This window comes from Bdellovibrio bacteriovorus, assembly GCF_048286975.1.
GTDB classification, from domain to species: domain Bacteria; phylum Bdellovibrionota; class Bdellovibrionia; order Bdellovibrionales; family Bdellovibrionaceae; genus Bdellovibrio; species Bdellovibrio bacteriovorus_H.
Map to the genome: position 1 here is coordinate 854,056 of NZ_JBLVRT010000001.1, position 13,157 is coordinate 867,212.

11 protein-coding genes are annotated in these 13,157 nt (G+C 50.0%); 9 read left to right on the forward strand and 2 right to left on the reverse strand.

Annotated features, from left to right (window positions below; all coding sequences use genetic code 11):
* Positions 1 to 8 precede the first annotated feature (8 nt).
* The 8 genes from ACNQKP_RS04220 to ACNQKP_RS04255 all read left to right on the forward strand — a co-directional run bounded on the left by ACNQKP_RS04220 (position 9) and on the right by ACNQKP_RS04255 (position 9,671).
* Positions 9 to 545, forward strand: coding sequence for an NADH-quinone oxidoreductase subunit J (locus tag ACNQKP_RS04220; RefSeq protein WP_011166188.1), 537 nt, complete (start codon positions 9 to 11; stop codon positions 543 to 545).
* Positions 535 to 858, forward strand: a complete 324-nt coding sequence (nuoK, locus tag ACNQKP_RS04225; protein WP_011166187.1) for an NADH-quinone oxidoreductase subunit NuoK — start codon at positions 535 to 537, stop codon at positions 856 to 858. The genes ACNQKP_RS04220 and nuoK overlap by 11 nt, the downstream gene beginning before the upstream one ends.
* A gap of 28 nt (positions 859 to 886) precedes the next feature.
* Positions 887 to 2,800, forward strand: coding sequence for an NADH-quinone oxidoreductase subunit L (nuoL, locus tag ACNQKP_RS04230; protein ID WP_417863037.1), 1,914 nt, complete (start codon positions 887 to 889; stop codon positions 2,798 to 2,800).
* A gap of 3 nt (positions 2,801 to 2,803) precedes the next feature.
* Positions 2,804 to 4,357 carry a complex I subunit 4 family protein gene (locus tag ACNQKP_RS04235; protein ID WP_417863039.1) on the forward strand — a complete coding sequence of 518 codons (1,554 nt, stop codon included), beginning with the start codon at positions 2,804 to 2,806 and terminating at the stop codon, positions 4,355 to 4,357.
* Complete coding sequence (locus ACNQKP_RS04240; RefSeq protein WP_417863041.1) at positions 4,357 to 5,817, forward strand: NADH-quinone oxidoreductase subunit N; 1,461 nt, start codon at positions 4,357 to 4,359, stop codon at positions 5,815 to 5,817. Before ACNQKP_RS04235 ends, ACNQKP_RS04240 begins: the two co-directional genes overlap by 1 nt.
* Before the next feature lie 128 nt (positions 5,818 to 5,945).
* Positions 5,946 to 6,860 (forward strand): AAA family ATPase, encoded by a 915-nt coding sequence (locus ACNQKP_RS04245; RefSeq protein ID WP_417863043.1) that lies wholly within the window; start codon positions 5,946 to 5,948, stop codon positions 6,858 to 6,860.
* Entirely contained in the window at positions 6,796 to 7,740 is a 945-nt protein-coding gene (locus ACNQKP_RS04250) for a DUF58 domain-containing protein (RefSeq protein WP_417863045.1), read from the forward strand. Before ACNQKP_RS04245 ends, ACNQKP_RS04250 begins: the two co-directional genes overlap by 65 nt.
* On the forward strand, positions 7,737 to 9,671 hold the full coding sequence (locus ACNQKP_RS04255; protein ID WP_417863048.1) for a transglutaminaseTgpA domain-containing protein: 1,935 nt from the start codon (positions 7,737 to 7,739) through the stop codon (positions 9,669 to 9,671). Before ACNQKP_RS04250 ends, ACNQKP_RS04255 begins: the two co-directional genes overlap by 4 nt.
* Here the strand turns inward: ACNQKP_RS04255 and ACNQKP_RS04260 are convergent.
* Positions 9,668 to 10,867 carry a patatin-like phospholipase family protein gene (locus ACNQKP_RS04260; RefSeq protein WP_011166180.1) on the reverse strand — a complete coding sequence of 400 codons (1,200 nt, stop codon included), beginning with the start codon at positions 10,865 to 10,867 and terminating at the stop codon, positions 9,668 to 9,670. The two genes, ACNQKP_RS04255 and ACNQKP_RS04260, sit on opposite strands and share 4 nt — an antisense overlap.
* A 360-nt stretch (positions 10,868 to 11,227) precedes the next feature.
* Here ACNQKP_RS04260 and ACNQKP_RS04265 point away from each other — a divergent pair, with 360 nt between their 5' ends.
* A complete protein-coding gene (locus ACNQKP_RS04265) occupies positions 11,228 to 11,647 on the forward strand; it encodes a hypothetical protein (protein ID WP_015092817.1) in 420 nt (139 codons plus the stop codon).
* A gap of 32 nt (positions 11,648 to 11,679) precedes the next feature.
* On the opposite strand, the gene ACNQKP_RS04270 is transcribed toward ACNQKP_RS04265, so the two are convergent.
* Entirely contained in the window at positions 11,680 to 13,053 is a 1,374-nt protein-coding gene (locus tag ACNQKP_RS04270; RefSeq protein ID WP_417863051.1) for an HD domain-containing phosphohydrolase, read from the reverse strand.
* Positions 13,054 to 13,157 lie beyond the last annotated feature (104 nt).

Consider the following 13,157-nt stretch of genomic DNA (forward strand, 5'->3'; position numbering starts at 1 on the left):
GAGTTAAAATGACAGCAGATGCATTTCTTTTCTGGTTTTTAGCGTTTGTCACTCTGGCCTCCGGCCTTAGTGTCATTTTGATGTCCAATCCGATCTACTCCGCTTTGTGCCTGGCGATGACCATGGTGGGAATCTCCGCATTGTTCGTGACTCTGAATGCCTACTTCATCGCGGGCGTTCAGCTGATTGTTTACGCCGGTGCGGTCATGGTTTTGTTCACGATGGTGATCATGCTCTTCGACTTGAAGAAAGACGTTCAGGCCTTCACTCGTGGCAAGTTCACGGGTGTGGTTAAAATCGCCTCTGTCGGCCTGTTTGCAGGCTTGGTAGTGGGTGCCATCGCCATGTCGGTGAATCTGATGGGTGAAAAAACCACAGATAATCCGGTGCTGGTGGGTACAGGCATGGAATCAACCAAAGCTTTGGGACAGATCTTGTTCACCAAATACATCTTCGGATTTGAGGCTTTGGGCGTTCTTCTTCTGGTAATTGCAGTGGGTGCCGTTGCTTTGGCACGCAGTAAAGGTGGAACACATGAACACTGAGTTCATCAATAATATCGGCCTGACTCATTACTTGGTTCTGGCTGCACTTTTGTTTGTTATGGGTATGGCGGGCGTTCTTCTTCGCCGTAACGTGATCGTTCTTTTGATGTCCATCGAGTTGATGCTGAACTCTGTGAATCTGACTTTCGTGGCTTTCAGTAAATACCTGGGCCTGCTGGATGGTCACATCATGGTGTTCTTCGTTATGACTATCGCGGCTGCGGAAGCGGCAGTGGGTCTGGCGCTGGCAGTATCCATCTTTAAACGATTCAACGAAGTGAATATTCGCTTCTTTGAGCACTTGAAAGGATAGGGGATAAGCTGTGAATCATTCTCTATTAATGGCAATCCTGATTCTGGCTCCATTCGTTGGTTTCCTGATCAACGGTGCCAGATATAAAAAACACTCTGGAAATGTGGCTGGCTCCATCGCAACGGTTGCGGTGGCGATCTCCTTTATTTCCGCAATCCTTCTGGTTGTGGACCTGGTTTCCATGCCCGCTGAAGCCCGCCGTATTGCGGTGAGCTTCTTTGAGTGGATGGCGATTGATAAGTTCAAGGTCAACGCCGGTTTCGTCGTCGATCAAATCAGCGCCATCATGATTCTGGTGATCACCGGTGTTGGTACTCTGATCCACTTGTTCTCTATCGGTTACATGCACCACGATAAAGGTGTGGCGAAATACTTCGCTTACCTGAATCTGTTCATCTTCAACATGTTGTTGTTGGTTCTGGGTGACAGCTTGCTGGTGATGTTCGTGGGTTGGGAAGGCGTGGGCCTTTGCTCTTACTTGCTGATCGGTTTCTGGTTCACGGACAAAGAAAAAGCGGCGGCAGGTATGAAAGCCTTCATCACCAATCGTATTGGTGACGCGGCCTTCTTGCTGGGTATGTTCGTATTGTTCATCACCTTCGGCACTTTGAACTTCTCTGAACTGAACGCTTTGGCACCAACTGTGGCTGAATCCTCCTGGTTGGGGGCTTTGACTCTGGGTACGATGTTCTTGTTCATCGGGGCGACTGGTAAATCCGCACAGATTCCTTTGTACGTTTGGCTTCCAGACGCGATGGCCGGTCCAACACCGGTTTCCGCCCTGATCCACGCGGCGACAATGGTGACTGCCGGTGTGTACATGATCGTTCGTCTGAATCCACTGTTTATTATGGCTCCTAACACGATGATGGTTATTGCGATCATCGGTGCGGCGACCGCGGTGTTTGCAGCGACTATCGGTATCACTCAAAACGACATCAAAAAAGTTCTGGCTTACTCTACGGTGTCTCAGTTGGGCTACATGTTCCTGGCAGCCGGTGTGGGTGCGTTCGGGGCAGCGATGTTCCACTTGATGACTCACGCGTTCTTCAAAGCCCTGATGTTCCTGGGTTCTGGTTCTGTGATTCACGGAATGCACGAAGAACAAGACATCCGCAAAATGGGTGGTCTTAAAAAGTACATGCCAATCACGCACATCACTTTCCTGATGGGCTGGCTGGCGATCATCGGAACTCCGCTGTTCTCCGGTTTCTTCTCCAAGGATGAAATCCTGGCTTACGCATTCCACTCTCCAATGGGTTCTCCGATCCTTTGGGCGGCGGGTGTGTTGGGTGCGACTTTGACGGCGTTCTATATGACTCGTTTGATGGCGCTGACGTTCTGGGGCAAGAGCCGAGTTTCTGCTGATGTTCATCCGCACGAATCTTCTGCGATCATGACAATTCCGCTGATCATCCTGGCGATACTTTCTGTGTTCGCGGGCTGGATTGGTGTTCCTCATGTTATCGGTGAGCACCTGGGTCACATGCCGAACTTCTGGGAGCACTGGTTGCACCCGTTGATTTCTCCGATCCCGGGCTGGACAGCGATTGATCACACAACGGAATGGGTTCTGATGGGCTGTTCTGTGGGTCTGGCGACTGTTTCTGCGATCGTGGCATATCAGTTCTATGTGAAGTCTCCAGAGACTCCGAAGAAGATCGCTGAAAGCATCAAGCCGGTTTACAACATGGTTTACAACAAGTACTTCGTGGACGAAGCCTACTTTGGTTTCATCATCAATCCGCTGGTTTCTTTGAGTAAAAACACCTGGTACTACATCGACGTGAATTTCATCGACAAGATGACTTTCTGGGCTGGAGATCTTGTGCGTGGCATGGGTTCCTTCGCCCGCTCGATTCAGACCGGAAATATGCAACAATACGCCATGTACATCGGCATCGGCGTGGTTGTGGCCCTTTCATTTGTGATCATGAGGTAATGTATGATCCTGAGTAGCATTGTTTTCCTACCTCTTCTATTCGCACTGTTAGTTGCGATCTGGCCCAAGGCGAACACCGTTCGCCACCTGGCTTTGGGTCTTTCCGTGATTGAATTCATCGTGAGCCTTTCCCTGTTTAAAAGCTTCGACGCTTCCGCGACGGGCTTGCAGATGGTGGAAAAGTTCATGTGGATTGAACGCTTCGGCATCCAGTACTTCATGGGTATCGACGGGATCTCTTTGTGGCTGGTTCTGCTGACCACGTTCCTGACCCCGATCATTATCCTGGCCAGCTGGACATCCATCACTGAACGCGTAAAAGGCTTCCACATTTGCCTGTTCATCCTGCAAACCGCGATGCTGGGCACTTTCCTGGCAATGGATGCGGTCTTCTTCTATGTGTTCTGGGAACTTTCTCTGGTTCCGATGTACTTCATGGTCGGTATCTGGGGTGGCGCTCGCCGTATCTATGCAACAGTGAAATTCTTCATCTATACGATGGCGGGTTCTGTACTAATGCTGGTAGCGATCATCTATATGATGTACCTGACTCAGGAAGCGACTGGGCAGATGAGCGCAAGCTTGCTTGATTTCTATCAGCTGCAAATCCCGTTTGTGGGCGGCACGTTCTTCAGCCTTCAAACACTTCTGTTCTTTGCCTTTGCTCTGGCGTTCGCGATCAAGGTTCCGGCATTCCCGGTTCACACTTGGTTGCCGGATGCCCACGTTGAAGCTCCGACTCCAGGTTCTGTGATCCTGGCGGGTGTGATGCTGAAAATGGGTACCTACGGTTTCATGCGCTGGGTGATTCCTTTGTTCCCAGAGGCTTCTGAATACTGGGCTTGGTTGTTCATGCTGATCGGTACTGTGGGCATCATCTATGGTGCTTTGGTGGCGATGGTTCAGCCAGATGTAAAGAAACTAGTGGCGTACTCTTCCGTATCCCACATGGGTTACATCCTTCTGGGTCTGTTTGCGTTCAACGCTTACGGCATGGGTGGTGGTCTTTATCAGATGCTGAATCACGGTATTTCTACCGGGGCGCTGTTCATCCTGATTGGTATGATCTACGAAAGAACGCATTCTCGTGAAATCTCCAAATACGGCGGTTTGGCGGGTGTGTTGCCAATCTTCACGATCTTCTTCTTTATTATCACTTTGTCCTCGATCGCGGTTCCAATGACCAACGGTTTCGTGGGCGAGTTCTTCATCCTTCTGGGTACCTACCAGTCTCATCCGGTCTTTGCTTACTTCGCAGTGTCCGGTGTGGTTCTGGGTGCGGTGTATATGTTGTGGATGTTTAAACGTGTATTCTTCGGCGAGCAGGGTGAGCTGGTTAAAGACGAGCATCATCCGCTGCATGACCTGAATGCGCGTGAAATCACAGTTCTGGTTCCATTGGTGATCATGGTGTTCTGGATGGGTTTGTTCCCGAATCATTTCCTGAACTTCTCTAAAGCCAGCATCGATCACTTGGTGAACAACAGAAGCAATTATAATCTGACGATTGTTCAGCCGGGCGCCTCTGAAGTTACGCACGCGCAAGGAGGTAACTAATGAATATCAATGTTGGTCTTAGCGACGTGCTTTTGATCTCTCCGATGATCGCGTTGTTCCTGGCAAGTCTTCTGCCAATCACGATGAAAGTTCTTCGTGGCAATCGCGAACAACATGCCCTGATCACTCTGGGTCAGGCTTTGACGGGTATCGTGGCAGCGGTTGTGTTGTTGGTGGTCTTTGGTGGCTCTGACAAAACAGCTTTCAACAACGGTCTGATCTTCGACGGTGTGACTCAGTGGATGGGTATCATTGCCCTGGCTGGCGCGGGTGCCGCGATGGTTATGATGTACGAAAATCCGGCGACAACCGGCAAGCAGTTCTCTGAACTGATCTTCCTGGCGATGAGCAGTGCGGTGGGGATGTTGATCCTGGTTTCCGCGGTGGACCTGTTGATGGTCTTCATCGGTCTGGAAATGATGTCTTTGGCGCTGTACCTGATGATCGCAATGAGCCACGAGGAAAAACTTTCCAAAGAAGCGGCTTTGAAATACTTCATCCTGGGTTCTTTTGCGTCAGCCATCTTCCTGTACGGTGTGGCTTTCATCTTCGGCTCCACGGGTGGCACAAACATCCTGAGCTTCATGGACAACGCTGCTGAACTTGTTCAGACCAGCCGTTTGTTCCTGTTTGGTGTGACTTTCGTGATCCTGGGCTTCTGCTTCAAGGTTTCGATTGCTCCATTCCACGCTTGGACTCCGGACGTTTACCAGGGTGCTCCGACGCCGCACACAGCTTTCATGGCAACGGCGGTGAAAACAGTGTCCTTCGCAGCGTTCTTGAGAATCATCGCGACGAAGTCTTTGACGGGCTCTGATCAGCTGTTCGACATCCTTCAGTGGATGGCTGTTATCACCATGATTGTGGGTAATGCCGCAGCTATCATGCAGAACAACTTCAAACGCATGATCGCTTATTCTTCTGTGGCTCACTCCGGTTACCTGATGGTGGGTTTGATCACGGCGGGTGTCAGTGACAACGGTGCGTTTGGTGCTTCTGGTGTGATCTTCTATCTGCTGGCTTACGGTTTGATGACGATCGGTGCGTTCGCGATTGCGGCGATGCTGGAAAAATCTGAAAACCACATCGTGAACATCGATGATCTTGCTGGTTTTGCGAAACAACGTCCGATGCTGGCGCTGTGTTTGACGGTGTTCCTGCTTTCTTTGGCAGGTATCCCACCAACACTGGGCTTCTTCGGTAAGTTCTATATGTTCAACGCAGCTATCGGTGAAGGCCTTCTGTGGCTGGCTGTCTGGGGTATGTTGAACTCTGTGATCGGTGTTTACTACTACCTGCGCCCAATTGTTGTGATGTACATGAAAGAAGGAAACGCGGAGATCGCGGGCCATTCTTTGAATGCAACCACAGTGACGGCAGTTGTTATGGCTCTTGCCATTGTTTTGATGGGCTTTGTATCTGGTCCCATCTTCTCTGCTGTCGAAAAAAGTCTGTTGTAGGACTTTCGCCTTGTGAACAGGGCGGGATCTTAAAATAAGACATAATTAAAGCCTCGGTGAACCCGGGGCTTTTTTATTTTCCAAAAAAGGGTTGGTCACTGAAGCGGTGGACCTTATCCTATCAGTCTATGAACACCAAGTTTCACGATCTGATTTCTGAAGCCTCGAAAGTTGTCCTGGATAAGAATGTGGAAATTCGTCTGGCCATGACCTGTCTGCTGGCCGGTGGACATTTGTTGATCGAAGATCTTCCGGGCGTAGGTAAAACCACTTTGGTGCAGGTGTTGGGAAAACTGACCGGCTTAAAAACCCGCCGTATTCAATTCACCATTGATCTGCTGCCTGCCGATGCGATCGGCGGTCAGGTGTTTCATCCGCAGGAACAAAAATTTGTGTTTCATCCGGGGCCTTTGTTTTCTCAGATGGTGATGGCCGATGAATTAAACCGCGCCAGTCCCCGCACCCAAAGTGCGCTGCTACAGGCGATGGAGGAGGGCGAAGTGTCCGTGGACGGAACCACGTGGCCTTTGCCAAAGCCTTTCTATGTGATCGCGACCCAGAATCCGCATCAGCAAACCGGAACGTTCCCGCTGCCGGAAAGTCAGCTGGATCGTTTCCTGATGAGCTTGGAACTTCATCACGCTTCGAAAGAAACCGAAGTGCGTCTGCTGCAGGGGGAAGACCCGCGTGGAAGACTGCAGAAAATTTCGGCCCTCTTTACTGACGGCGAAATTGAAAATGCACTTAGCGCTGTGCAATCCGTGACCGTGTCGCCTGTGGTGGCCGGATACATTGCCGAGATCTTAGAGCGTTCCCGCCGTGCGGGCTTTGAAGGGGCACCCCTTTCCACTCGCGCCGGCATGGCTTTGGTGCGGGCCGCGAAAGCGTGGGCGTTCTTGGAGGGACGTGACTATGTTCGTCCCGATGATGTTCAACAGGTTCTGGTTCCCGTACTAGGACACCGACTGGGAGGAAATCATGGCATCAAGCGAGGTCGTGAGTGGGCCCATGCCCTTCAAAAAGCGACTCCAGTCCCTGTTTAAGAAAAAGAAAAGAACCTACATTATGCCATCCGGATTCGGGTTGGCGTTTGGGGCCATGGCCCTGACGTTGTTCTTTTTGGCCGTGGGGTATGCAAACAATCTGATTTATATCTTCGTGTTCTTTTTGATCTCGGTCGCGTTCACCGGGATTCTTCTGACCAATAAAAACATGGATGTCGTGCAGGTCGAGGGACTTGAAAACGAAGAACTTTTTTCCGGCGAGGAAGGGCTGCTGCGAATTTCATTGGAAAATCTTTCCGTGACTCCGGCCTGGGATGTGGAAGCAGTGTTGGGTAAGGATAAAAACACGATTCGCAAAACGTCCATCAAACCCTTGTCTCATGGGAACTTGCAGATTCCTTATCGTCCTGCCACCAGGGGCTGGGTGAAACTTCCGCGCATCACTTTGCAAAGCACTTATCCTTTTGGACTTTTGCGTGCGTGGAAATACATGGCCTCCGAGGATTCTGTACTGGTGTACCCGGCACGTTTGGGGGAAAAACAATTTCCCACTGATGCGGTGGCCGGAAAAGGGCAGCAGGCCACGGGACTGTTTCGTGATCATCGCAATTTTCAAAGCGCGGACTCACTTAGTCGTATCGACTGGCGCGCCAGTGCCCGAAGGCAGGATCTGCTGGTGAAAAACTATGAAGAGCCTGAAAAGCCCGCTTTGCATTTCAACTGGGAGCAGACGGAAAACTTGTCGGACTCTGAGGCCCGCATCAGTCAGTTGTGTCTGTGGGTGGATGAAGCTGAACGACAGGGCTTTCAGTATTCATTAAGCATCGGCCCGCAAGAGATCAAACTAAACAAAGGCCCGCATCACCGGGAAGAGTGTCTGACGTTGCTGGCGCTCGCGCAGGCCGAGGCCTTGTCATGAAAAGGCAGTTCTACGCACAAACCTCCCTGGCATTTTCCTTTATCACCGCGATGGTGATGGTGGGACTTGAAGTGTCCCCGTGGGTGGCGTTGTTTTCGCTGGGTCTTTTGATCTGGAAGTGGGGAGTTGAAAAACTTCACTGGAAAAACCTTTCGCGCAAAGTGACGGGGGGATTAAGTGTTTTGTTGCTGGCGCAGATTCTGGTGCAGTACCGGACCCTGATTGGTCAGGATCCTTCGTACACATTTTTGCTGGGTCTTTCCGCCTTGCGTGTGATGGATTATGAAAATGAACGGGATCATCGTTTCCTGGTGCTTCTGGGTTTTGTTCTGATTTCCATCAAAGCCCTGTTCAGTCTGGATATCTATTGGATCGTTCCTTCGGGTCTGGCGTTTGCGGGTTTGTGGTATTCATTGTTGTCACCAGAACTTCCTCAGCGCGGAAAGATTCTATTAAAGGTCTTTGCGCTTTCAGTTCCGGGTGCGGTGGTGTTGTTCTTTGCGTTTCCAAGATTCGTGCTTCCGTGGGCGATGTCGCGTGGGGAAGCCACGGGACAGATTGGTTTTAGTGAAGAATTAAACCCCGGGCGCGTGGCGGAACTTGCCGGCGTGGCCAATATGGTGTTTCGTGCGAAGCTTTCTGATTTGCCGATAAAATCCGGTCAGGAACTTTACTGGCGTGGATCGGTGCTGATGAATTCCCGGGGTTTAAGCTGGCGACCGGGAATGCTCGGGATCAAACCACGCAGTGAAGCTGAAGTTGATAAACCCACCGACAAACACTATGAAGTCGCCCTGGAACCCCATGCGAACACTTTCTTGTTCGTGCTTGAGGGCACTGAACAGGTGCAGCTTGAAATCGGAAACTCGTTTTCACTGAACGCCTCGGTGTTTCGCAGTGCCCGGCCTTTGATGACCACGACCGTGTATCGCGGGCGCTGGAATGAAAGCTTCCTTGATCGTCAGACCCCGGATGAAGAGTATCTGAAAATTCCGGAACTGCGCGGGCAGGTGGCCGACTGGGTGAACACCACCAAAGAAAAGCACCCAACACCGGCGGCAAGGATTGAAGCTTTGCAGGCTTTCTATCAGGGAAATGACTTTACCTATACTTTGAATCCCGGTGCTTATGGTGGAGCGAACGAACTGGAATCGTTTTTGTTCTATCGAAAACGCGGCTTTTGTGAACACTTCGCCGGCAGTTACGCGACGCTTGCCAGGGCTTTGGGGGTTCCGGCCCGGGTGATCGTGGGTTATCAGGGTGGCAGATACAATCCGATGGGGGAGTTCTGGCGGGTCAGTCAGCGTGATGCCCATGCCTGGGTTGAAATCTTCAACGACGGCCGATGGCAGCGGGTGGATCCCACTCAATGGGTGGCGCCGTTACGTTTGGTGATCGGAGCCGAGGATTTCTTCAATCTGTCGGAAGAAGATCAGAAGGTGTTCGCACGGGATATCCAATGGCGCCCAAAAACGGGCGATGGCATCACGCTGTGGGACCGCGTGGGCTTTTTGATGGATGATCTGAACTATCGGTGGACCTACTTCCTGGTCGACTTCGATCGCACTTCGCAAAAAAGCTTCTGGCAAAGTCTGATTGATTTAAAGTTACAACTTGTTGTGGGTTTGATCTTCGTGGTGGCTCTTTGTGTTTTGATTTTCCGCAGTCTTTTCAGAAACAAAGGTTTACTGAGCGAAGAACAAGTTTTGTATCACGCGGTTTTAAGCTGGGGTAAAAAGCAGGAAACTTTCCCGCAAGACGCCGAAACCCCGCTGCAGTATCTGGAGCGTTTGGGGAAAGAGCATCCCTCCAAAAAAGCCATCTTAAGCAAGGTCAGTGACTACTATGACCAGAAGGCTTATGCAAAAAAGGATCTTTCCGGGGAAGGATCCAAGATCTTGGCGGAATGGAAAGAGGCCTGCCGGAATTAGATATCGTGCTGACGAAGCGCATTGATCCCTGATTTGAAACCGATGCGCACGATGCGCGCCAGGATTTCCGGATTCAAGCTGAAGTGATCAACAAAGAACATCTCATAGTTCTGCGGGCGCGGAGCCACATAGATGTAATCCACTTCCGGACGATAGTTCACACGATTCCTAATGATTTCAAGGATCTTGTCCCGGTGTTCGCCCGGCAAGTTCTGCTGCTTGAAATAACCATCGACCGCATTGTAGATACCGCGGATGTCGTTTTTATACTGGATATGACGGGTGATCTTCTGCTGCACCACCTGGTAAAGCGCCTGATTGGCGATCAGGGGAATACCATAGTCATGAAGTGAGCCCATCTCTTTGGTGTAGTGATAAGGCTGAATGGAATATGAGGAAATCACCAGATCAGCTCCATAGTCCGCCGCCACGTGGGTGGAAAGCGTGTCGCGAATCTCGCCGTCATAATAGAAGATTTCTTTACCGTCCGGGCGTTTGATTCCGTACGGAGAAAACACCGGAGGCAAAGCCGTCGAACAAGCCACCGCATCACTGATGGTCGCATAGTTGATGTACTTGGTGGTGTCTGTTTTGAATGACTCGGGGAAGTTCCCGAAGATGGCCTTACGGGTGTGGTTCAGCTGAGTTCCGATAATGAAGAGCTCAACCCCCAAACGGGCAAAGTCATTATCGACCAGAACTTCTTTGCGCAGATAGTTCTCGATCCCTTTGGTTGAAAACAGACCGTTTAGTTTCAAACCGTTTTTCAAAATGGATTCAAGGCCCCCGGTGACCAGGGCTTTTTCCATGATCGAACGCGGGATGAATTTCATCAGGCCGGAAGAGTTTAAGTTAAACAGACTGCGATAAGAAATCGGCTTCAGATAACGAAGGTCGGATTTATCAAAGGTGGGGTCTGACCCCGAACCAACCTGGAAAGCGTTGATCAAAGATTCCACTGGATAACCAGCAGCAAGAACCGAAGCGACAAACGCCCCGGCGCTGGATCCGACATAAAGACGGATCGTCATCGGATCATCGGACCCGAAGTTCTGACGCACCATCTCTTTGGTGCCGCCGGCAAATTTGAATCCCTTTTCTTGAAGGGCCAAGCAAACCCCGATGTGGAAGGCGGCGGCTTTGATGCCTCCACCACTTAGAACCAGGGCGACTTTCTTTTTATCTCTGATACGCATATAGCTAATTTAAATTATCGGGTCTTTGGTCAAAAGGAGCAAAGAATTCTTTTATTCCACCAGAAATCCATGACTTAGGGTTGCGTAGTCAGACTTTGGTCCAGTGAATAGGCAATGATTAACCAGATCAAGGTCCTGAATTTAGTTGAATTTGAGTAAGTGTTCACACAAAATTTGACAGACTGAAGTCCTGTGATAATGTTGACTACGCAGGCTGAGTAGGGATACCACCTTCCTAAAAGGCTAGCTACTGAAGCTTCGGCGCCACCGAGGCAGAAAGTATAAGAGGATTTAATGAACGTTGAGAGCTACGGTTCTTGGTTACCGCTAACGGACTACTCTACTAAGTACAAAATTAGTGTGAGTACCCTCCGCCGACGAATCAAAGCCGACGACATTAAATTCCGCTTTGAAGACGGCAAGTACTTCATCATGGACGAACCGATGGGTACCCATCAAAGAGTACATCGCCCCTCCCAAGAAAGCGACCTGGCTTTGGTGGGTGCTCATCAAGGAATGATGAAAGGTTATGAAATGGCCACTTCAAAGGACGAAACAAAGACCGCAGACCTTGCCGACAAAGTGGTAAAGGTGAAAAACGATGAGCCCATTCTGACAGCGGCCAACAAACTGCTGAATGAGCTCAAGAAGGCCTACACCCAGATCCTTCATGAAAAAGAGGAGCAAATCCTCCATCTGAAGGAAGAAGTGACGGACCTGAAAACTCTTGTTCGTGTTCTTGAATCCGAAAATGACCGTCTAAAAGGTTTTAAACAATAAGAAAAGGGCTGAGAGATCAGCCCTTTTTTATTTCAGGCGTTGATCGTTCCCGGGTTCCGGGTGTTCAGGATTTTGGCTATTTTGCAGGCAAAACCCACAGAGAAGTTGCCACTGTCTGCAGAAAGGGCCGAACCCAGGCTTTTTTTGACTTCGTCTATCTCCGGTCTTTTTTCCCCCATTCTTACCTGAGTTCTATTGTCCAGTTCCCAACACAGCCGAACCAGCATGGATTCTTCCGTTAGTTTGTCGGATCGTGGGCGATGTGGAAAACCTTTTTGATCGGATCTTTCATGGCTCATAAGAATCATGTCTTTGATGGTCTCTGTCAGTGGAAGCCGTCGGGACAGGCAATTGTTGAGACTGAAGATAGGGTGTTTATGATATTCCATCTGCTCTTCAGCGTTGAGCTGGCCCATTTGATTGTTGCGCACCTTGCGAGCGGTGGAGGGGCTGAACTCCAGGTAACCAATATCCGCCAGCAGGGCTCCGATCATGACTTCTTCCGCCAGGCCAATCTGATTTTGGGAACTCAGAATTCCGGCATAGGCGGAAATGGCGGGTGATCTTTCAACAGAACCGAAGTCACCCACCGCAGAACTGGCCACCACTTTCCAGGGGTCCGGTGTACTGATCAGGGAACTGTGCAGTTCATAGGCAAACTTTCTGCAAAGCTCATAAACTTCTTTTCCTGCGGCGAAGGATGATCCGGAGCTTTGATCGCTGATAAGCAGAGTCAGATCCAAAAAGCTCTGATTGAGCTGTAAGAATTTGGAGCGGCATTGACGAAGCAAACCCGCCTCGTCTTCTGCACGTATGCTGTTGGTGTATTCCAACCAGGCACCAAGATCTTTGCGGGGAATGAACAAGTCACCAGCGGACGAATATTTTTCCAGAAACTCTTTGTTCAGTCTTGAATCTGGTTTAAGGACTTTCAGAAAACGTCGATTCATGGGGAGCAGGTGATACAAAGCAAAAGACAATTCCGTGTCCTCGATCAAATCCAGCGTCTTAACGGGTATAAAGGCAGAGCGTATCACCTGGCTTAGCGCAAATTCGGTTTTACAAGAAGAATAGTACTCACTCTCCATCATCACCAAAGAGGCTCCTGAAGTTTTGGCGATTCGCGCATCCTCCGGCGTCAACTTGGAGCTGATGACCGCTAGAATATAACTCTCCGGAGCTCCCTGCCGAGCGACCTGCACAAGACCCGCCACTTCATTTGGTTTTTCAAGAAAGCTGCAGTCCAACACGACGGACGTAATGTTTTTGAAGCTCTCAGCCTCTGTAAAGAAATCTTCATCACTTCGAAAGACGTGAAATTCAAACTGAAAGGACGTCGACAGATCTTTGGCTCTTTCACAAAACTTTTGATGAGGGGAAATAATGGCTAAATCAAGTGTGCGCATAATCAACCTCTAAGAAGATCATGCGCTTAGGTGGACTAAATATACACTGGGCTTGGTCTAAGATCCCGGGAGGGTTTCGTGGAATTAATCAAATTAAACAAATC